Source organism: Algoriphagus marincola DSM 16067, from assembly GCF_000429405.1.
In the GTDB taxonomy this organism is placed as follows: domain Bacteria; phylum Bacteroidota; class Bacteroidia; order Cytophagales; family Cyclobacteriaceae; genus Algoriphagus; species Algoriphagus marincola.
The window spans coordinates 147,685-169,377 of record NZ_AUBU01000010.1; the positions used below are offsets into that span (position 1 = coordinate 147,685).

The 21,693-nt window shown below is 41.9% G+C and carries 19 protein-coding genes; 10 read left to right on the forward strand and 9 right to left on the reverse strand.

All coding sequences use genetic code 11. The features are described from left to right. Positions 1 to 51 precede the first annotated feature (51 nt). The 6 genes from G457_RS0111210 to G457_RS0111235 are packed head-to-tail and all read left to right on the forward strand — an operon-like array spanning position 52 to position 5,757. The gene (locus G457_RS0111210) at positions 52 to 1,113 is read left to right on the forward strand and encodes a carboxypeptidase-like regulatory domain-containing protein (protein WP_035483689.1); all 1,062 of its coding nucleotides are present in this window, start codon (positions 52 to 54) and stop codon (positions 1,111 to 1,113) included. A gap of 10 nt (positions 1,114 to 1,123) precedes the next feature. Continuing rightward, on the forward strand, positions 1,124 to 2,998 hold the full coding sequence (locus tag G457_RS0111215; RefSeq protein ID WP_026946571.1) for a gamma-glutamyltransferase family protein: 1,875 nt from the start codon (positions 1,124 to 1,126) through the stop codon (positions 2,996 to 2,998). Positions 2,999 to 3,028: 30 nt separating this feature from the next. Further along, entirely contained in the window at positions 3,029 to 4,486 is a 1,458-nt protein-coding gene (locus tag G457_RS0111220) for an amidohydrolase (RefSeq protein WP_026946572.1), read from the forward strand. A gap of 57 nt (positions 4,487 to 4,543) precedes the next feature. Continuing rightward, positions 4,544 to 4,999, forward strand: a complete 456-nt coding sequence (locus G457_RS0111225) for a DUF4440 domain-containing protein (RefSeq protein WP_026946573.1) — start codon at positions 4,544 to 4,546, stop codon at positions 4,997 to 4,999. Between the two features lie 7 nt (positions 5,000 to 5,006). Then, the gene (locus G457_RS0111230; RefSeq protein WP_134201678.1) at positions 5,007 to 5,273 is read left to right on the forward strand and encodes a hypothetical protein; all 267 of its coding nucleotides are present in this window, start codon (positions 5,007 to 5,009) and stop codon (positions 5,271 to 5,273) included. A gap of 1 nt (position 5,274) precedes the next feature. Beyond that, positions 5,275 to 5,757 (forward strand): acyl-CoA thioesterase, encoded by a 483-nt coding sequence (locus G457_RS0111235; RefSeq protein ID WP_026946575.1) that lies wholly within the window; start codon positions 5,275 to 5,277, stop codon positions 5,755 to 5,757. Positions 5,758 to 5,773: 16 nt separating this feature from the next. Here G457_RS0111235 and G457_RS0111240 read toward each other — a convergent pair whose 3' ends face one another. From G457_RS0111240 to G457_RS0111255, 4 genes are all read right to left on the reverse strand, one after another. Further along, positions 5,774 to 7,444 (reverse strand): DUF6909 family protein, encoded by a 1,671-nt coding sequence (locus G457_RS0111240; RefSeq protein ID WP_026946576.1) that lies wholly within the window; start codon positions 7,442 to 7,444, stop codon positions 5,774 to 5,776. 77 nt (positions 7,445 to 7,521) lie between these two features. Further along, on the reverse strand, positions 7,522 to 8,106 hold the full coding sequence (gene msrA, locus G457_RS0111245) for a peptide-methionine (S)-S-oxide reductase MsrA (RefSeq protein ID WP_026946577.1): 585 nt from the start codon (positions 8,104 to 8,106) through the stop codon (positions 7,522 to 7,524). Positions 8,107 to 8,138: 32 nt separating this feature from the next. Further along, positions 8,139 to 8,378, reverse strand: a complete 240-nt coding sequence (locus tag G457_RS0111250) for a DUF3253 domain-containing protein (RefSeq protein WP_024282674.1) — start codon at positions 8,376 to 8,378, stop codon at positions 8,139 to 8,141. Between the two features lie 6 nt (positions 8,379 to 8,384). Further along, the gene (locus tag G457_RS0111255; protein WP_026946578.1) at positions 8,385 to 8,930 is read right to left on the reverse strand and encodes a class I SAM-dependent methyltransferase; all 546 of its coding nucleotides are present in this window, start codon (positions 8,928 to 8,930) and stop codon (positions 8,385 to 8,387) included. 78 nt (positions 8,931 to 9,008) lie between these two features. Between G457_RS0111255 and G457_RS0111260 the strand changes: the two genes are divergently transcribed. Further along, the gene (locus G457_RS0111260; RefSeq protein WP_026946579.1) at positions 9,009 to 11,012 is read left to right on the forward strand and encodes an LTA synthase family protein; all 2,004 of its coding nucleotides are present in this window, start codon (positions 9,009 to 9,011) and stop codon (positions 11,010 to 11,012) included. Between the two features lie 2 nt (positions 11,013 to 11,014). Here G457_RS0111260 and G457_RS21365 read toward each other — a convergent pair whose 3' ends face one another. From G457_RS21365 to G457_RS0111285, 5 genes are read right to left on the reverse strand one after another with little or no spacing between them, the layout of a single operon-like run. After that, the gene (locus tag G457_RS21365) at positions 11,015 to 12,196 is read right to left on the reverse strand and encodes a hypothetical protein (protein ID WP_051260793.1); all 1,182 of its coding nucleotides are present in this window, start codon (positions 12,194 to 12,196) and stop codon (positions 11,015 to 11,017) included. 9 nt (positions 12,197 to 12,205) lie between these two features. Beyond that, a complete protein-coding gene (locus tag G457_RS0111270) occupies positions 12,206 to 13,435 on the reverse strand; it encodes a YaiO family outer membrane beta-barrel protein (RefSeq protein ID WP_026946580.1) in 1,230 nt (409 codons plus the stop codon). Further along, positions 13,432 to 14,895, reverse strand: a complete 1,464-nt coding sequence (locus G457_RS0111275; protein WP_026946581.1) for a glycosyltransferase family 2 protein — start codon at positions 14,893 to 14,895, stop codon at positions 13,432 to 13,434. The genes G457_RS0111270 and G457_RS0111275 overlap by 4 nt, the downstream gene beginning before the upstream one ends. Further along, entirely contained in the window at positions 14,888 to 16,450 is a 1,563-nt protein-coding gene (locus G457_RS0111280) for a HEAT repeat domain-containing protein (RefSeq protein WP_026946582.1), read from the reverse strand. The genes G457_RS0111275 and G457_RS0111280 overlap by 8 nt, the downstream gene beginning before the upstream one ends. A gap of 1 nt (position 16,451) precedes the next feature. Further along, positions 16,452 to 16,811: a response regulator transcription factor gene (locus G457_RS0111285; protein WP_024282681.1), complete on the reverse strand. Its 360-nt coding sequence runs from the start codon at positions 16,809 to 16,811 to the stop codon at positions 16,452 to 16,454. Positions 16,812 to 17,233: 422 nt separating this feature from the next. Here G457_RS0111285 and G457_RS0111290 point away from each other — a divergent pair, with 422 nt between their 5' ends. The 3 genes from G457_RS0111290 to G457_RS0111300 are packed head-to-tail and all read left to right on the forward strand — an operon-like array spanning position 17,234 to position 21,630. After that, on the forward strand, positions 17,234 to 18,922 hold the full coding sequence (locus G457_RS0111290) for an amidohydrolase family protein (protein ID WP_051260794.1): 1,689 nt from the start codon (positions 17,234 to 17,236) through the stop codon (positions 18,920 to 18,922). A 4-nt stretch (positions 18,923 to 18,926) separates the two neighbouring features. Beyond that, complete coding sequence (locus tag G457_RS0111295) at positions 18,927 to 20,309, forward strand: amidohydrolase family protein (RefSeq protein ID WP_026946584.1); 1,383 nt, start codon at positions 18,927 to 18,929, stop codon at positions 20,307 to 20,309. A 19-nt stretch (positions 20,310 to 20,328) separates the two neighbouring features. Next, the gene (locus tag G457_RS0111300) at positions 20,329 to 21,630 is read left to right on the forward strand and encodes an amidohydrolase family protein (RefSeq protein ID WP_026946585.1); all 1,302 of its coding nucleotides are present in this window, start codon (positions 20,329 to 20,331) and stop codon (positions 21,628 to 21,630) included. Positions 21,631 to 21,693: the final 63 nt, after the last annotated feature.

The following is a 21,693-nucleotide window of genomic DNA, read 5'->3' on the forward strand; positions in this document are numbered from 1 at the left end:
ATAACGTTCTGATTTGACTATCTTTCTTCAGTCTTATTTGATCGCCTGTTTATGTCAAAAACCCTTGCTCAAATTTCAATTTTCCTGCTCCTGTTTTTATCAGGCCTCGTACAAGCTCAGAACTTTTCCATTTCGGGGAAAATTGTCGATTCGGAATCCGGGGAATATATCGATGGAGTAAGTGTCACACTTCGTGGTACTGCTTTTGGTACAACCACTGTGGCTGGTGGTAATTTTGAATTTAAAAATCTACCAAAAGACAAATATATACTTGCGGTCAATTACAATGGATACAACCGGCTAGAACAAAGCATCAAACTCAAAGAAGATACAAACTTGGGAACCATTCCACTAGTAAGACTAGGTGCCTCAGGAAGTGGACAAGCCCTGCAAAAGACCATTCGAGCCGATAATATCATTCGCCTTCTCAATGAGCGCCCCAATTTTATTGGAGGAAATATGGTGTACGGAATTCCACCGGAACCCAAAAAATTAGAAGGAAATAATTATCTGGACAGCAAATGGAATAGAGCCTCTATCCTACTCTACCGAGACCAGCAAATGCTGGAAGGATTCCGTGCGCGTTATAACATTGTATCCAATATGTTTGAACTGATGGAACCAGAGAATAACCTGGTGTCTGTCATGCCTGGCCTACGAGTCCAAAATATCGTGTGGATAGACTCCACCTACCAAGTGCCTAGATATTTTGTGAATGGTATGGACTTCCGGGAAGATGGAGCCCCCATTTCTGGTTTTTTCGAAGTGCTTGTTGATGGAGAACTTTCACTGATGAGACGAACGACCGCTTTCCTCAAAGAATCAAATTATAATCAAGCCCTGATGGTTGGGGAGCGAAATGACAAAATTCTAAAGCGGAATACCTATTACTACCTAGAGGGCAAAAACATCATTGAAATCCCAAGAAAGCGAAAGAAGTTCTTCCAGATTTTTGGAGACAAAGCCGAAGAAATAGAAGCTTACACTTCCAACAATAGCTTCAATGTGAAAGACCCCAGTGCGATATTTCAAATATTCACCCACTACAACTCAATGTTCCCCGGATTCAAACCTATTATCAATCAGCTACTTGATGAAGTAGACCAACCCTAAATATTCTACGATGAAAAAAATCTTTACCCTTGTCACCCTGCTGTCATTTTCCTTTTTGACCTTTGGTCAAAATCTACCTGGGCTTGCCCCCGGACAAACCCCAACAGAAAAACCCATCCTACATGGTAAGAATTGGATGGCAATTACCGGAAAGCCTCTTGCAGCTACAGCCGGTGCCACTATTTTCAATCAAGGAGGCAATGCAGTGGATGCAGCTTGCGCGATGCTTGCTGCCACAGCTACCATGTGGGATGTACTCTCTTGGGGAGGTGAAACACAGGCATTGATTTATCACCCTGAACTCAAAAAAGTCATTGCTATCAATGCCCTTGGCTATGCACCCACTGGTGCGACAGTCGAGTTTTACAAATCTCAGGGAATGGAATACCCGCCAGCCTTTGGTCCTTTGGCGGCTACTACCCCTGGTACTCCCGGTGGTTTGATGACCATGCTGGCAGAATACGGCACACTTTCCCTAGAGCAGGTGCTCGCTCCTGCCATGCAACTCGCCCAAGGCTATCCAATCGAAGCGCAGACAGCCAATTCCATCGAAGGTTCTAAAGAGAGAATCAAAGAATGGCCCTACTCCAAAGAAGTTTTCCTTCCCTACCTTGGTGAGGAAAGGGAGGCACCAACACCCGGTGAGATTTTTGTTCAAAAGGACTTGTATGAGACTTTGAAGAAATTAGTAGAGAGCGAAAAGGAAGCCCTTGCCGAGGGAAAATCCAGAGAAGAAGCGATTTACGCCGCAAATAAGCGGTTTTATAAGGGAGACATCGCTAAGGAAATCGTCCGAGGTACCCAAGAGCAAGGTGGTCTTTTTACAGAAGAAGATCTAGCAAACTGGGAAGTGAAAATTGAAGAACCTTTGATGGTCGATTACAAAGGAATTCAGGTTTACAAGCTCCAAGAGTGGACCCAAGGCCCGGCTTTGCTTCAATCATTGAATATTCTGGAAAACTTTGATCTAAAGCAAATGGGCTACAACAGTGCCGAGTATCTTCACACAGTGTATCAAGCCATGAATTTAGCATTTGCCGACCGGGACTTTTATTACTCCGATCCAGCTTTTGAGCCAAAAAGCCCGATTCAAGGCCTGTTGTCGAAGGAATATGCAAAAGATCGAGCGAAACTAATCAAAGACATCAACGATCCCAAAATGGGCGCAGGAGATCCTTACCCTTACCAAGGAGGAAGTAATCCTTTCAAAAATATGCTTAGCCTTCAAGGCGAAACCACTAAAGAGCAAATTCACCTGGCTGAACTATCAGGTACAGATGATCCATATTTTGAAGCCTTTTTCAGTGGAACCACCTCCATACAGGCAGCAGATAAGGATGGTTGGGTTGTGTCCGTAACTCCAAGTGGTGGTTGGGTACCGGCTGTAATCGCAGGTCGTACCGGAGTGGGCTTGAGTCAGCGTATGCAGAGCTTTGTTCTGGATGAAAAGCTAAACCCATACAATCTCCCTGAGCCGGGAAAAAGACCTAGAGTTACTTTGACTCCAAGTTTGGCACTGAAGGATGGAAAGCCATTTTTATCCTTTGCAGTGCAGGGAGGTGACTCTCAGGATCAAAACCTACTGCAGTTTTTCTTAAATGTGGTTGAATTTGATATGAACGTGCAAGAGGCAGTGGAAGCTGCGAATATGAATTCCCTACAAATGCAAAGTTCTTTTGGAGCACATGAAATCAAGCCCGGCCATATGATTCTCCGGGATGACACCCCCGTATGGATCAGGTCTGAGTTGGTCAAGAAAGGCTACATCATGGACTTTTGGCCACGAACATCCGGACCTATCAATGCGATTTGGTTTGACTGGAAGCATGGCAGTATGTGGGGAGGAAGTGCGAACTACGGAGACGATTATGGGATCGCATGGTAATTAAATCAGAACCTTATCAAACCAAACAATATGAAGAACACCTATCAACTATCATCCTTTACGCTTTTGCTGCTTTTGTTAAGCCAGATTTCTTTTGCGCAGCGAAAAGCGAAACCTAACCCTCTCAAAGAAGCCGTGGTCGCCTCGGTGGATCAGCGGTTTGAATCATTGACAGATCTCAGTGATCGAATCTGGTCTTTTGAAGAGATTGCTTTTCAAGAAACTCAATCTGCGGAGGCTTTGTCGGATTATGCGGAGCAGTTGGGTTTTAAAGTCACCCGTGGAGTAGCAGAAATCCCGACAGCTTTTGTAGCAGAATATGGCTCCGGTAAGCCTATAATTGGAATTTTGGGTGAATTTGATGCCCTACCTGGACTTTCTCAAAACAAAGTTCCTTACAAAAGCCCGCTCAATGAAGGCAACCCCGGTCATGGCTGCGGTCACAATCTTTTTGGCGTAGCTTCATTAGGGGCGGCAGCAGCTATCAAGGATCTGATCGAATCGGGAGAAATCAAAGGAACTGTAAGATTTTACGGAACTCCGGCTGAAGAAAAGTTCTTCGGAAAGCTATGGATGGTCAGAGCAGGCCTATTTGATGACGTTGACGTAGTGATGGATTGGCATCCTTCTGCCGAGACAAAGACTGCTGTTCAAAAAGGCCTAGCATTGGTGGATTTCCAAGTGGAATTTTATGGACAGGCTGCCCATGCTTCCTCTGATCCTTGGAATGGTAGAAGTACAGGGGATGCCCTAGAGCTTTATACCACAGGGATCAATTATTATCGAGAGCATATCAAGCCTACCGTTCGGATCCATTACCACATTCAAGATGCCGGAAAAGTCGTGAATGTAGTTCCTGATTATTCCAGAATTTGGGTACGCGTGAGAGATTCTAGCCGGGAAGGTTTAATTCCTGTTTGGAAAAGAGTAGAAGCCATGGCAGAAGGTGCGGCGATCATGGCCAATGTAGACTACAAGGTCAGCCTGATCTCTGGGGTTCATGAGGTATTGGTGAATAGAACTGGTTCTGCGGCACTTCAGAAAAACCTAGAAACTTTAGGTCCCATTAGTTACACAGAGGAAGAGCAAGATTTTGCAAAGAAAATTCAGGAGGCAACTGGTAAGCCTCAAATCGGACTAGTTTCTAAGATTGAGCCGATGGAAGAAACTGCCGAACATAGCATGGGTGGTAGCACGGATGTAGGAGATGTGAGTTGGGTTGTTCCTACTATTCGACTATCCGCAACCACAGCACCTAATGGCACTCCTTGGCATTCCTGGGCGGTAGTAGCTTCAAGTGGAATGTCCATTGGCCACAAGGGCATGGCCTACGCTGCAAAGGCACTTTCCATGACTATGGTGGATCTTTTTGAGAATCCAGAACTGGTTGAAAGTGTCAAGAATGAATTCAAAGAGAAAAAAGGCGACTATGTCTACAAGGGCTTTGTCCCTGATGGACCTCCCCCTATCAATTCCAATCTCCAATAATATTTTCATGCTCGGGGCAGGATTGTCCCGAGCTATTTTACCCTAACAGTCTAAGCCATGTATTTTCGAAATATTTTTCTCACGCTAATTTTCTTAAACCTTGTCCAATTTGGCTTTTCCCAAACGAAATCGGATGAGAAGGCTATTCAGGACTTGATTCAAAATTCATTTGATGAGTTATTTTCTGAATTCAACGCCGAAAAGGTCTCAGATTTTTATACTGAGGATTTTATCCTTTTAGAGCAAGGGGAGGTTTGGGACTTGGAAATGATCAATTCGTACTTTTCTAAAGCCAAAAGTGATCCTGACAGAGCAACGCGATTAAATCGCTTTGAATTTATCAAAACCACCATAGAAGGCAATCGCGCTTGGATGGCCTATCATAACTACGCAACCTTCAAAAAAGATGGCTCTATCACTAGAGAAATCCATTGGCTCGAAAGTGCTACAGCCACCAAAACAAATGATGGTTGGCGACTGGATATGTTGCATAGCACCCGTGTAAATGAATAGGAATCTTATGGAAAATAAATCAAAACTAGAACTTCAAAAAGGACTGAAAAGTCTCCGAGCTATCCTCGCTATCATCGGACTTTTGATGCTTGGATTTATTGGCTATTATGGAATGACAGTCTGGCGAGATGGCTGGAATCAAAACCACAGCCTTGGATTAGGTGCCTTGGTGATGTTAGCAGCCGTATTCACAATGATAGCAGCCCGTGCCAAAGGAATCGAAAAGCAGTTAGAAAAACTGGAAGAAGACCCAAATTCAAAAAAAACTCTTTAAAATGACCAATAAAACCACCTTTCAGTTTATATCAGAGCCTACAGATGTCAATTTTGGAGGGAAAGTTCATGGAGGTGCAGTCATGAAATGGATTGATCAAACTGCCTATGCCTGTGCAAGCAGCTGGTCTGAAAGCTATAGCGTGACCGTCTATGTTGGTGGAATTCGCTTTTACAAACCCATCAATATTGGCGATTTGGTCAAAATAGATGCTTCTGTTATTTACACCGGGAAAACCAGTATTCATATTGCCGTAGACGTATTTTCAAAAAAAGTTACCGATCCAAACTACGAAAAGAAAACACATTGTGTAATTGTCTTTGTGTCAGTGGATGACCATGGCAACCCCACTCCTACCAAGAAGTGGGTTCCAAAAACCGAACGCGAAAAGAATCTCGAATCCTATGCAATAAAACTGAATGATCTAAGAGCTCAGATTGCTGAGGAAATGAAACCATTTATTGCAGCGGATGCTACTGAATGATTTGAAGTCCTACTGATTATTTCCCAAATAATCGCTCCAAAATTTTATAAGTGATCAGGTAAGTAGGTCTCACCCCCTCCATCCCCAAAGCTCCTGAAGCCAAGGTACTTCCTGTTTCTAGCGGATTATCAGATGCATAATAGGCGTAAAGGACTTTGACATTGGATCGAATGCTTTTTCGGATTCTAGAGGCTGATTGAATGGCTTTCTGGTAGTGTGCTCCTTCCATTTCCAGTCCAATTGCATTCCAAGAGGACTCCATGAAATAGCGAAGAATGTCCTTGTTTTGTAAGGAAGTTCCCAAGACCGTGACCATACTTCCAGAATACACTCCAAGCCCAAACCCTTCAAAGTCAGTAGCTTTCAACTCATTCCTAAATGGATAATTATCGGCTGTACCTTCAAAAACATGAGCGTCAGGAATCATCAGATCGCCTTTTCCTCCATAGAGAATTCCGGCTTTACCCATGATGGAAACCGATACGATATTCAGCGGGAATTCTTTGCCACCTTTCTTAAATGGCTTCAATAACTCATCCATACATTCAAAAGCCTGCTCACCAAAGGCATAATCCATCACAACAAAGACCGGTCTTTGCTGTACCTCTTCAGGCAAGGTTAATCCCGGCAGCAATTCAGACTTCTCCAACTTTGCGGTATCAATGATCTGAGTCCCGATATTGGTGCCAGACTGATCAGGAAGATCTACAAAGCCATGCTTCAAAGCATAGGCATAAATCTTTTTCCCAGCATTGTTCTTTTCTCCCATCGCAATTGAGGAGGCTATTTGCTCAATATCCTCGAAGCTCTTTGAGTCTAGCACTTGAGGAGCATAGATGGTATTCAAAACCGAATGAAGATTGGCCGAAATAATATGAATCGGCCTTTCTAATAAGTCCAATTCATCCAGCTTCTGCATGATTTTACCAGCCCATTGCTCTCCATAGACATGGTGTCCGATTCGTTCCCTCAAAGTGGCTGAAAATGAAATTTCCCGATCTTTTCCTTCCCGAATCTCCTCCATAGCAAGCTTACCCAGGTGATATACGATGGAAAATAGACTATTTGAATTCGAACTCTTTTCAAATTTGTTGACAGCCTTAGAGGTCTCTTCGAAAGTCCTACCGATCAAGTGGCTGAGGTAAGCAGAAGCCGCTTCTCGATCAAACAGCTCTCCGCTTTCCTCCTTCTTCACAAATTCCTCCAGCATCTTCCAATTGATAGAAATCTTTCCTTTCGGGTCAGTACTGTTTTGATAGATTTTGCTGCTCTCGATATACAAAAATGTCAGGTGGGTAAGAATATCATAGATATCTGATCTTCCCCGCGTCATTTCCACATACATGACTTGTTCATCGAGTCTGTAGCAGTTTCTTCTTCTTTTTGGCGGAACGATCGGTTCCAAATGCGAAGTCTCAAGACCTTCCCGACTAATCAAGCGAATGTATCGACACTGTTCGATTCCTCGTGGAAGACGCTCCATTACATAAAGAAGGCCGTCCAATTCTACCTTTTCCGGATCTGTGATGGTTCCGTAGATTTCTGGACTTAAAACTCGCAAAGCCTGAACCAAACTCTCACCAGAGACTCCCATCGGCTTGTAAGTACCTCGGGTAAAAAGATGTCTCATCGTGATATAAAGTCGCTCAATGGCAGCTCTTGATTCTTGGGCTCTATTTCTTTTCATCATAATTAATCTAAAAACAATGCAAATATAGGTCAGTTTTTGCCTGTCCTATAAAAACTCATTCAGGAAAATATATTTTAATCTTTTGCCAGAAGCTCTGAAAAGTACTTCTCTAGCTTGTCTACCTTTGGCTTAATCACAAACTGACAATAGGGCTGATAGCCGTTCTCATTATAATAATTTTGATGCTGATTATCAGCTGGATAGAAATTACTAAAAGCAGTGATTTCAGTGACAATTGGTTGAGAAAAGACCTGTTTTTCGTTCAATTCCTTCTTCAGTTTTTTGGCAATTTCTCCCTGCTCTTCGGTATGAAAAAAAATTGCAGATCGATACTGAGGACCGACATCTGCTCCCTGTCGATTGAGTGTGGTAGGATCATGCGTAGACCAAAAAACCTCTAATAGTCGCTCCAAGCTGATCACTTTGGGATCATAGAAAACTTGAATCACTTCTGCATGACCTGTGGTAGCACTGCAAACTGCACGATAACTTGGATTCTCGACAAAACCACCTGAGTAACCCGATACTACATTTTTGACACCCTCTAAGCGCTGAAAAACTGCCTCGGTACACCAAAAACAGCCTGCACCTAAAGTGATGACAGATTCTCCTTCTGGAATTGTGACTGAAGTAGTTGGTAATGATTGATTCGTATCCATATTGAGTATTTGGAATTCAAACCGAGTAAGAGTCACTTTAGTTTCGAAATCCTTATCGGTCCTACTGGAAGTGCTTCCTTATCGAGCAGTTTTCCTTTTTGAGTGATCAGAATTTCACCCTCTTGATACATTTCAAAGGCCTTTTGGCGGATATCCGGTAAAAACTCACGCCATGATTCAGGGTACATCCTTCTAACTACCTCAGATGGACAAAAAGAGGTATCCGGCCGCTGTCTACAAAACTCCAAAATCGCTATCCGCAAAATATCCATGCACTCTTAGCTTTGGCATACCATCACAAATGCAGGTGGCAGGTTTTTTAGGGTAAAACTCACATTGACTTCAGGAAAGTACTTCTTGAAAAGGTTTTTCAAAAGATAGGAATAGCAAATCTGTATGAATGCTCCTCCTTGGTTGAGAACTGATCGGGACTGACTTAGAATGGAATCTGTTATTTCTTTAGAAATGAAGGAAAAAGGCAAAGAGGAAAGGATGAAATCTACCTTTTCTCCATTTAGGTAGTTTTCAATTTGATCTGCCGAGTCATTGATGATTTGCACATTGGGATTGTCAAACTGCTTCCTCATCTCCTCACAAAACGATGAATTGATTTCAAAGACCAATAATTTTGTTTGTGGACCCATTTGGTTAATAATCCCTTGGGTAATACTCCCATCTCCTCCTCCCAATTCGACGATTATATCTGCATCTTTCAAGTCGACTTGGGTGACCATTTTTTTGACCAGTGCTTTTGAGCTAAAAGTCAATGCTCCTGTAGTGCTAAGGTTACTATATAATTCAATCAGTAAGTTTGATTTGCCCATATTGTCTATTTCAAAACTTGAAGATAGTTTATTTTGACCTATTTTCTTTAAAATTGCATCGAATCTAAGCCATCGTCAATGTCAAAAAAAGCAGCCATCCGATCTACACTACCAGGTAGAATCAATGTAATTCTGCAGAATTTCTGGGGTATGTCTTTGATATTCATATTCTTGATGATATTGCTGAGAGCGTTGGAGCTTTACCTAGTTTTTTCAAATCACGTGCTTCCTTTCGCGGTCGGAGACATCCTGAAAGACATTTTTATTCAAGATTTGACTTGGTTGGCTTATTTATTAGGACTTTTATTTACCTGCTATCTGGTTGTGGTTTTGATTTCTAGCCCACTAGCCAAATGGCTGCTCCTTTTATTTCTGACCATTTTGGTACTTGTACAGGCTGCATTGGTTTTTTATTTTTTCAAAACGCTTCTGCCTTTAGGAAAAGATTTATTCGCCTATAGTACCGAGGACTTACTCTTGACTATTCAAGCTTCAGGGCAACTTAATTTTTTCAGTGTGTCCATGCTTCTTTTCTCATTTGTTATGGTGGGTTTTCTGATGCATCTGGGTACTAGATTTTTCCGATTTCCGCTGAAAGCCATGTTATTTCTCACGGGCATATTTATTTTATCAGTAGTTACAGTGATTCTTTTGCCTGATTTAGTAGATGATTCGGCGACAGAGGTCGAAACTAATGTCACTCGCAACAAGTCCAGATACCTGACAGAAGAGAGCTTTGACTACTTGATGTATGGGGGCGAATATTATTTTGATTTTTACCTGAGATCCGGTACTGAAGATCTTATTGTCGAAAAGGAGTTTGTCGACGATACCTACCCTTTTGCTCACAAAGCCGACTATCCGGATGTGCTGAGTCCTTTCTTCGATTCCTTGGAGCAGGCCCCAAATTTGGTATTTATTTTTCTAGAAAGCTTTGGTAAAGCCTATTCAGGAAAGGATGCTTATTTGGGGAGTTTCACCCCATTTCTGGACAGTTTGGAACAACATAGCTTGGTATGGATGCATGCCTTGTCCTCTACTGGGCGAACATTCGGCCTACAGCCGGGAGTCTTTGGCGGGCTTCCTTTTGGAGAGAAGGGTTTCTTGGAATTATATCAGGAGTTCCCTTACCATGAAACGCTCCTTAGCATCTTAAGGAAAAACGGCTACGAAACACGCTATTTTATCGGTGCGGATAAAAATTTCGACCATGTAGGAAGCTTTATTGAATATCAACGGCCCGTTCAATTTGTAGATGAAAGATTATTTGATCCTAAATATTCCAAGTCTCCTTCCACCGGTAATTTTTCATGGGGCTATGCAGATAAGGAGCTATTCAAAAATGGACTGGAAAAACTCCCAAGAAGCTTAGAATCTCCTCAAGTCTTAGTGTTTCAGACCCAAACTTCGCATGATCCCTATCTTGTACCGGAGCGAGAAAAATATATCCAGAAATTCGAAAATCATCTCAGCAATTATTTAAATCTCAGTGAAGGTCAAAAAGCAGATTATCGAAGCTACCGAGATATCTATATGACCGTATTGTATGCTGATGATGCGGTTCGTGAGTTTTTCGATGAATATCAAAAGCGACCAGAGTTTCAAAACAGCATTTTTATCATTACAGGAGACCATCGATTGCCTGAAGTTCCGATGTCGTCTAGAATAGACCGATTCCATGTGCCTTTGATTATCTATTCTCCGCTCATAAAAAGATCCGAGTATTTTGAGGGAGTCAGTAGTCATTATGAAATTACCCCATCGATTCTTTCATTTTTGGAAGCACAAATAGATATCCAACTTCCAGAAGTGGTGACCTGGCAGGGTCAGGTCCTTGACACTGCTCAGACGTTTCAGTCTAGAATCGCCATGCCGCTGATGAGGAATAAAAATCAATTAATCGATTACATACATGGGGACATTTTCCTTTCAGATGGACAAATATTTCAGATTTCTCGAGGCTTGAACATTGACCCAATCACGAGCCCCAATGATCTAAATCGGATGATTGGTGAATTTGAGGAATTTAAAAACAAGAACAGTTACATGGTCCAAACGAGGAGACTGCTTCCCCCTCAATAAAACTATTTTGACCGATGTGCCTCTGAGAAAATCTGACTGATCAGTGGCTGATAATAGTTCCAAAAAAATCCATGGCGATCTCGATGATTTGCAACACTATAAAATCCCCTCCAAAGGGTAGGAAGTCCTGCAAATTTGGCTGACCCAAGGTTGAGCTTCGCATCTGCAAAATCCCCTGCAATGTAATAAGAACGCCCCTTTCCATTAGGTCGAAAGACCACTGCTGGAAAGAACCTAGGGAGCCCCATAGCACGGAGCCTTTCCAAACCTTCATTGGTGGGCTCGATATCGTAATAAGATATCACCTGAAACTCCCGCTGCACCAAAACCACATCAAACCAATCTGGATAAGGCACAATCTCAGGCAATCTGAAGTTCGCTTTATTCCTTCCTGGAGTCCGGATATATGGGATGGTATTTTGATAGTCTTTCTGATCTTCAAAGACTTCAATCTGTCCACTTTCATTTACAAAAACCAAACCTGGACCTTGATGGGGCCATGATTGCTCGTGTTGATCCAAATAATTGGAAATGAGCCAATCCGGTAGACCTTTATTTATGGCTGTGTCTAGCTCATCGAAATATCGCGCTACCCAACCCGTCCATCGAACACCAATGCTATTTTCCATCTGTGACCGAAGCCCCTTAGCAGTAGGTGAAGCCATGGAATTATACTCCAACAATACTGTTTTCTCCTTTTCTTGAGCTAATTCTATCAACTTGACTTCCTTACTATTCAATCCTCCATAGATCTTGTTACTGGGTTCGTCTGCATCTTCCTCATTCTCAAAATCATTCCTGTAAACCCCGTATGTATCTGCGTAATAAATGATATCACTTGACTCTGCCAATTGATCCAGCTCAGATTCGGAGTAATCCGAAAAGTCCTTGACAAAACCATACTTCCCGTCTTCTTGGTCTGAAGGGAAATATCCAAAATAGTCCTTATCAAGCTTATACAATTCACCCGTCTCGGGATTGACAAACTTCTCATATTCCATCGCCCAAAAAATACCCAAATGCTCTCTGTAATCCTTATTAGGGACTGTCTTATCCAAGATCAAAATTGATGCTTTCTTATCTGCCTTCAGCCACCATACACCAAAGCTCAGGCCTGGAAATACGACCAAAAGCAAAAAAAGGAAAGAAAGCCTCCTGAAATAAAGTTTAAGTTCCTCTTTCATAGATTTAGCTTAGAAGCGGTATTCACTACCAATAGATAGGTTCAAATTATTTCGAAACCGGTCTGCAGACAACTCATCACGACTATACCCTGTAAACCCAAAAATCATAAACCTTGGAGAAATGAGTTGTTGGTAGCCAAGCCGAATTCGGTAGGAATTAAGAAGTTGGGATTGATCCCTATTTTCTTCATCAGGAGAAACGCCCGAACTGAGTTGAACACTAAAAAAGTCCTCAGCAGTCTTGAAGTAATACCTGGCCTGAAAATTACCGGAAGTACTCACACCGTTATTATTACCGCTAGGAATGACATTTGCCCTAAAGTTCAACCACCAATTACCCACATACTTCCCAATGGAAGCGGTAGCAATATGGGTCACTTCGGTGAAGCCGAGGTATCGATACCCCCCCTCAATTTCCCAGGCTTTTGGAAGGTTGAAAAAGACAGAAGCTCCTAATCTCAATTTTGGGAAAAATCCAGCTCCTGAGCCACCAATATTTAGATAAGCATAAGAATTTTCTCCAAGAGAGGGATAAGCATCCAACTCATATTGGGTACCAAATCCATCAAACCGATGGCTTTGCGTGACTCGGGCAATCAAAGAACCCGTTAACTTGGTTTGCGCCCGGCCATAGACCGACCAAGTATGCCATGGGCTGATATCTCCAAAAAAAGTATCATAGTCATAGGTGGCACCAATAGCTGAATTTCGTCTCAAACGTTGAAGGTTTTGTAAATAACCCAGTATTCCATCCTGCTTATATCCCTTATCAAACAAAGCCTGGGCAATATCATAGGCTTCATTGTATTCTTCCTCATAATATAAAAGCCTTGATTTTCGGTAGGCGACGGCATCTGGCAAAGGATCACCAAGATTACTTTCCGCCCTTTTCAAAATCTCACCAGCTTTTTGATAATCTCCAGCCCAGCTAAGATTATCTAGAAAGGCCGAATACCCATCAGCATATTTGGGAGAAGCGGTGATTGCTCGCTCAAGGTAAATACTTGCAGAATCATTTTTTCCTTCCCAAGCATAACTCCTGCCCACCAAAATCAATATATCCGCGTAGGTGGGAGAAATCTCAAGTGCCCGGAAGGCAATTTTTCTACCCTCTTGATATTTTCCATCAAAAATTAATTCGCGCGCATCCAAGAGGAGTTGATCAGGATTCTGACTTTGTTGTGCCACAAGCCATTGAGTCGCTAAGAAGAAGGAAAGAAAAAGTGCAGCTTTTCTCATGATGTAGTGGATTGGGTGTCAAGGTTTTTACGGTCCTCGGCAGTTTTAAATCCTGCCCGAATCATCTTACCCCAGCCTCCCCGGCCGGCAATGAAGTCTATATGACCTTTCAATCCCCATAAGACCACCTTTGGATGAATAAAAAGTGGCTCGAGCAAAATGGTCCTGATCAGACTTCTTAGGTCATTTTTATCCTTGTAATTGTTGTAAGCGATCTGCTCATAAAGAATGCTAAATGCAGAGACAAGCAAGGAAAGAAAATAGATCATTAATATTAAGGAGAAGAAATATACAGCTGAAAAATCACCTATCAACAAGAGGATAAGGGTGTAGATCAAACCAGATATTTCTAAAATCGGCCCCATTTTTTCGAAAATAGACCAAAAGGGATAGGAAACTAAGCCTAAAACCCGAAAACGAGAATTATATCCAACTTTATTATGAAGCTGCAGGGTTTCAATCGTCCCACGCATCCACCTGTTTCGCTGTCGGCCCAAGACTTTTTCATCCTCAGGCACTTCTGTCCAGCAAAGAGGATCAGGAACAAAAGCCACCCGATAAGGAATATCACGCTCTTCTAGGTAGCGTCGCAAACGGACAACGAGCTCCATATCTTCACCAACAGTCTTTGGAAAATATCCTCCCACTGCCATCACAAGGTCTTTTTTGAAAAAGCCAAAGGCTCCCGAAATCAGCATCAGACCATTGATCCGGGACCAGGCCATCCTACCCATCAAAAAAGCCCTACAGTACTCTACCACTTGAAACTTACCGATTCTCGATTTTGGTACCCGATACTTGGTTACCGTTCCATCTTTGACATCACAGTTGTTGGCAATTCCAATCGCTCCTCCTACTGCTACTACCTTTTTATTAGTTTCCTCCATAAATGGTCGTACCATGCGGGTAATAGAATCACTTGCCAAAATGCAATCCACATCAATGCAAGCCAGTATTTCCATAGTAGAAATATTGATTCCGGCATTTAAAGCATCCGCCTTCCCGCCATTCTCCTTATCAATTACCCAAAGCCTTCTAAAGGATTTATTTTCAGAGCGATATACACCTCTTACAGGAGCAGTTTCTATCTGCGATTGATAAAAGAAAGAGGTCTTTTTCAATTCAAAAGCCTCAATGAGACGATTGAGTGTTTGGTCCTTTGAACCGTCATTGATAATCACGACTTCAAACTTCCCATAATGAAGAGCCAATAGGCTTTTAACGTTCTGTACAATATTCGATTCTTCGTTAAAAGCAGGAGCCAAAATTGAAACTCCGGGGGCTATGGGGCTCGTGATAATATCCTGATAATCTGCAAATCGATTTTTCCTACGAAAATCTCGCATTTCCAATGCGCTTAGGATCATGATCAGCAGGTAGAGTGTGACCACAGAAAAACTGAGAATCATAAAAATGACCCCAAAAACATCAATCAAAAGGTAGAATAGAAAATTATACATTTTGTAATAAGGGGTCTACAAGCTGTTCTCTCATTTGAAGGTTTTCCGGGTTTGAGTGCTCTTGAATATAACTTTCAAAAGCAACTTCATTCAATTCCTTAAGGCTTTCTAAGATTAGAAGTCTTATTCCCCTATCAGATGTCTCCTCCAAAAGCTGAAACAAAATCTTTTCGGAGGCTTCATCACCTATTTTACCAGCGACTTTAATGGCCATTTTCTGAACATCCTCGTCTTCTGAGGTAATATTTGCGTTGATAAATTCAGACTCCATGTGTGCACCCAATGTCAAGTAGGTTTGAAGGATTTCTATTTTCTCATTCCTTTGGGCACTTGGAACCAATATTTTTATTTGTTCGATCAAATCAAACCTTCCCAAAAAGGCTACAAGCTTGATGGCAAAAATCCGAACACTTTCATTCGGCGATTGGAAAAGTTCATGTATCATCAGTTTTTTGGTTGGGTGTACATACTTGATGATTCGCAGGTAATTCATTTGCTGCCAATCCGAAAGCGGATAGTCTTGGTTTTTTAAGAATGATAGGTCAGCTTCCTGAGATAAGTTGAGAAGTGTGGCTCCTGCACTACTACGAACATGAAAGTTATTTGAATTGGTGTGCTTTTTTACCTCTGGCAAAAGTTCTGAGAGATCCATTTCATTCACCTGTACTAGCCCTGTGGTGACATAGGACCATTTTTTACTCTTCAAGTTTTTCTCAGTGATTTTAATTAGATCCAGTTTTTTGTAGAGTTCTTTCAATTTCCCCTTAAACTCCCCTTTCATTTTTTTATTTAGCCCGATGATTCGTTCTATCAACACTTCCTTGAATAAAGGCTTTGGAAAGAGTTGGGCCGGAAAAATCTCCTTGAGTTCTTCCGGTTTCATTTCTTTTAATTCCTCCAGACTATTGGTAAAAAGTATGGTGGTCAAAGGATCAATAATGTCCTTGTCATAAGCTTTTCGAAGTTCCTCCCGCTGATTTCTACGGGCTTTGAAAATGACCAAAGCCAAAATAAGTCCCAAAGCTAAAATCAAGAATAAGGATAGAATCACGAGAACCCAGATCAATTTCCAATCAAATACTAACCAAGATGAAAGTGTATCATAAGGTTCATATATACTTTTGACGGCAGCCAGAATTAGAGACTCATTTGATTGCTCTTGGAAGCTTACCGGTAAAAAATCACCAGTTGCGTAAAGTGTATTCAGGTAGGAAATGACCCCCTCATAGTTTGTGGGTTCGCCGTATAGTAAAAAAATGGAATTAGCTTGTGAAAATACGCTTTGAAGGGAATCATACTTAGACCAGTCCTCAAAGGTTTTTGTAAGAAAACCCCCATTAACCGCTTGCAGATTTAAATCCGAGCTATCAATCCACTTTTGACTAAGGATACTATCAGGTAAAAAAAACTGAAATTCAAGCGAATTGACTTCTTTTTGCTTACTCAAATCAAGCAATAAATCCTCTTTACTTTGAAAAAGAGTATCCAAGGATTGAGCTGAAGCTATCTGAAAGAATAAGATCAGAGCAAGTAGTGCTGGTATTTTTTTAAGCATGCTAATTTAGTACGCGCTTGACACGAAGAGCTAATTCATTGGGATTGAATGGCTTAGGAATAAAGTCACTTACCCCAAGATGAAAAGCCTCCAAAACAACTCCCTCCTCTTCTCCTAATGAACTCAAAACAATGATGGGTATATCAGGAAATTCTTTTTTTGCGTAGTGGATCAGCTCAATCCCGCTTTTGAAAGGCATCATTACATCAGTAATTATCAGATCGGGTATGAATTCCTGAATAGCTTCCACTCCTTCATTCCCATCTACAACTAACTTAGTAATATAACCTTCCTTTTTAAGTCGGAAATCAACAAGACTACTGATCAATAAATCATCCTCTATAATCAGGATTTTCTTCATTTTTTGGGTCATTTGACCAATAAAGATAATGACTTAATGGAAATACCAATAATTATAATCCGTGCAGATAGACAGGATTTTTTATAGCAATCATAAAAGAACAAAATAGCTGCTACAAAAAGCAGTTAATTGCCATTGATCAAAAAAATTGCCACCAAAAAAAAATCTAGCGGGATTCCCTAATTCCTTTTATTAGCTTACCATTTAAATAAACCATCAATCAAACAGGTATTTTGCACATAAGTAAAAACTCCAAACATTCAGGCGCTTTTACTTGTCAATTCCTAGAAATCCTAGTTGGATTTAATCAATCAAATTAACACACACACATGAAATCGAGCAACATGCGGGCAACTCACTCTAAGATGATTGTTTAAATGTGCGAGATTCCATGTGACCTTCGAAAAACAAATTATTAACACATGAAAAAACCACTTTGGAAATCCGGCCTCTTGGGTCTGTGCGCATGGGGGCTTTTCGGCAGTGGGGCTTTGTTCGCACAAAGTGATCCCACCGGTCAGAAACCTATCACCCAAACCTATGCATTCACCAATGCCACAGTCTATGCTTCCCCCGGAAGTGAAGGACAAAAAGCTACCATCGTTGTCAAAGACGGTGTAATTATCAGTGTAGGATCTGGAGTCACTATTCCTGCAGTTGCAAAAGTAATTGCAGGTGACTCGCTTTATATCTATCCAGGATTCATCGATGCTGCTTCTCAAGCTGGCATCACAAAGCCGGAAGATCCAGAAAGGCCGAGCGATTTTGTATCGTCAAACCCACCAGATGAGATCGCAGGTATCACCCCTTGGAGATCTGCTACGGATCAATTTGACATCAGCTCTTCACAGGTAGATGATCTGAGAAAAGCTGGTTTCACTATGGCACATGTACTTCCTGATGGAGGAATGATCGCGGGAAAAGGTGCTATCATGGTGCTCGGAACCAAAGGTTCTACTAATCTAATCAAGTCAAATACAGCACTTGCCGCAAGCTTGAATGGATCTAGGGGAATGTATCCTGGTACGACCGTAGGCGTCATGGCTAAATTTAGAGATGTGTACAAAAACACCGATCTAACTCAGGACCGAATTGCAACCTTTACTTCAAACTCCGGAGTGACCCGTCCTGAAATCAACCAGACTTATTCGGCAATGACCGAGGTAGTCAATGGTCAGATTCCTGTTTTTTTCGAAGTTGAAAATGATTTAGAAGTTCGCAGAGCTATCAGCCTTCAGAAAGAACTTGGTTTCAAATTGGTGATTTATGGCCTTGAGCAATATGATGAAGTAATTGACCTACTAAAGTCTAGTGGGGCAGGAGTCATTCTAAAGCTGGAAATACCTGACGACAAAGCCATCAAAAATCAAAAAGACGATGTAGATGAGGCGGTTCAAGCTCAATATTACCGAGTAAAAGAATCATACGATCGCACCATTGCCCAAGCAGGCAAATTAGCTGAGGCTGGCGTAGCATTCGCATTTTCTACAATTGATGCTAAGCCAAGTGATGCGATAAAGTCTCTTCGTGCAATGATCGAAGCAGGACTTACTGAGTCAGCGGCTATGGCTGCTTTGACTACCAACGCTGCTAGTATGATTGGAATGAATCGAATCGCTGGAACGGTGGAGCAAGGAAAACTTGCCAATCTGGTAATCACCACCGGTCCAATTTTCAGTGAAGATTCTCAGATAAAGCATGTAGTCGCAGATGGAAGCATTTTCGATTACGAAATTAAAACCAAGAAGAAGAATGGTAACGGGGAAGCAACTGTAGAAGTCGCTGGAACTTGGGACTACACCTCCGAAACTCCTGCAGGAAGCTCTGGCGGAAAGCTTACTATCGAAAAAGATGGAAATGATTATTCAGGAACCATTACTTATGACGATCCTTCAGGAAATGGAACCGCTAACTCTCCCATTTCTGATGTAAGTGTTTCAGGTTCACAGTTGAGCTTCTCTTTTGATGTCTCCGCAGGTGGAATGGCTATTTCTGTAAGTGTTTCTGGAGAAATCTCTGGCAACACAATGGACGGATCTATGAACATCGCACAGTTTGGTTCTTTCCCAATCTCTGCAACCCGTAATCCAAATTTTATTTCAAACAACTAAGGAAATGAAGAAAATCAATATACTACTCGCACTTTGTCTGAGTCTATGCTTGTCATTTTCTTGGGCACAAACTCCCAAAGGGAGCGTGTTAATTAAAAATGGGACGGTACTGACCGTCACAAATGGAACTTATGAAAATACCGATGTCCTAATTCAGGATGGCGTAATCAAGAAAATCGGGAAAGATCTAAATGCTCCTTCCGGGGTAACCACAGTAGATGCTACCGGCAAATATGTAATGCCGGGTATCATCGATGCTCACTCACACGTGGCATTGGATGTAGTCAATGAGGCCACTGCCCCTATTGTAGCTGAGGTCAGAATGAAAGATGTGGTTAATCCTTACGAAATCGGAATCTACAGAGCCTTGGCAGGTGGCGTGACTATTTCACATGCTATGCACGGCTCGGCAAACGTAGTCGGTGGTCAAAACGCCACACTAAAGCACAGATGGGGATCAAGCAACCCCGAAGATATCATTATGCAGGATGCACCTCGTACGATCAAGTTTGCTTTGGGAGAAAACCCAACAAGAGTACACGGTAGAGGAAATGGAATCCAGCCAAGAAGCCGGATGGGTGTGGAAGCTATCTTGAGAAATGGTTTCAATGAAGCACTTCAGTATAAAAAAGCTTGGGAAGATTTCAATAAAGCTAAAAGTCAAAAAGGAAGTACTGCTGTAGCTCCTGAATACAATGAGCGACTACAGACATTAGTAGATATCCTAGATGGTAAAATCATCATTCACTGTCACTCCTATCGAGCTGATGAAATCTACATGCTCATCAATGTGGCAAGAGATTTCGGAATTGATAAACTGGTGTTCCAACATACCAATGAGGGATTCAAGGTTGCTCCTGAGATTGCTGAGTATACCATGGGTGCTTCAGTATTTGCTGACTGGTGGGCATATAAATTTGAGGTTTACTACTCAACAGCTTTCAATGCAGCTATTTTGCATAGAAACGGTGCAATCACTTCAATCAATTCTGACTCTGCTGAATTGATCCGTCATTTGTACCACGAAGCGGCTAAAACTCAACGATATGGAAACTTATCCGATGATGAGGCTTTGTCAATGATCACTATCAATCCTGCCCGTCAGTTGGGAATTGATGATAAGGTAGGATCACTCGAAGAAGGAAAGCACGGAGATGTGGCAATTTTCGAAGGTCATCCACTATCATCATATGCTATTCCTCAAATGACCTTTGTGGATGGAATCAAGTACTTTGATATCAATGAGGATCAAGATGATCAGCGCCAGCAAGTAAGCCCTATTGAGACCGTAGAGCCAATTCTACTTACTGAGCACAATCACCGTTGTATGCAGGACACTGAGCACCTTTTTGAGACTGCAAGTGCCTTATTTCAAATGAATCAATAATCCCCTCAACATCGAAGACATGAAAAGAATAAATAAAACCTTTCTGACCTTCCTGATTGCCCTACTGCCAATGATGGCAATGGCGCAAATTGACGGGGAATTTATTAAACCCCGTACAGGAAAATTTCTTTTGCAAAATGCAACCGTTCACACCATCACCAAAGGTGTACTCTCTGGAGCTTCTGTTTTGATAGAAAATGGGAAAATCATACAAGTTGGCTCCAATGTTTCAGCAGATGGAGCTGAGGTAATTGACTGTAGTGGAATGGTGATCTACCCTGGAATGATCGATAGTGGCACGACACTAGGTCTAGCTGAGGTAAGTTCAGTAGCTGAAACAGTCGATTATCAAGAGATCGGAAATGTAACGCCGAATATGCAAGCACTTACAGCTGTCAATCCAAACTCTGAAGCCATCCCGGTTACACGAGTTTCTGGGGTTACTACCGTAATTGCAAAGCCTAGTGGTGGACTATTCCCTGGAACAGCTGCACTAATCAATTTGGTAGGTTATACTCCTGATCAAATGTATGCTGGATTTAAGGCAGTAGCTATGAATTTCCCAAGCTCAGCGAGAAGAGGTCGATTTGATCGTAGATCGGATGATGACATCAAAAAGGATAATGAGAAAGCTTTGAAAGAAGCCAATGAGCTAATGGAAAAAGCCACGCAGTATCATGAGTTGAGCAACAAAGGTGCAGAACTTGAGTACTACCCAGAAATCGAGCAATTAGCAAAGGTGATTTCTAAAGAACTTCCGCTAATGATCGAAGTCAACGCCGCATCTGATATTCAAAACGCCATCAAATGGGTGAAGGACATGGATATCCGTGTTATTTTCTCAGGTGTAAAAGAAGGTTGGAGAGTTGCTGATGAGATTGCTGAAGCAGGTATACCTGTTATCACAGGTCCAGTTCAGGATCTTCCTTCTCGTCAATCTGACCGATATGATGCAGCATATACCAATGCCGGCAAACTTGCCAAAGCTGGAGTAAAAGTGGCACTCAGAACTAATGAAACTGAGAATGTCAGAAATCTTCCTTTCCACGCTGCTTTTGCAGCTGCCTATGGCATGGGAAAAGAAGAAGCATGGAAAGCAGTGACCATCAATCCAGCAGAGATTTTTGGTTTAGGCGATCAATTAGGATCTATTGAAGCAGGAAAGGTTGCCAACCTTATCGTGGCAACTGAGGATCCATTCGAAACACGATCTCAAATCATGCATGTTTTCATCAATGGTTATCGCATTCCACTTAGCAATAGACATATCAGATTATACCAGGAATTTCTTGAGCGATCTCCTGACCTGAACGCGAATTAATTCAACCCCACACTATCAGAAACCACAAGGCTCCTCTTGATAAAGGAGTCCTTGTGGTTTTCT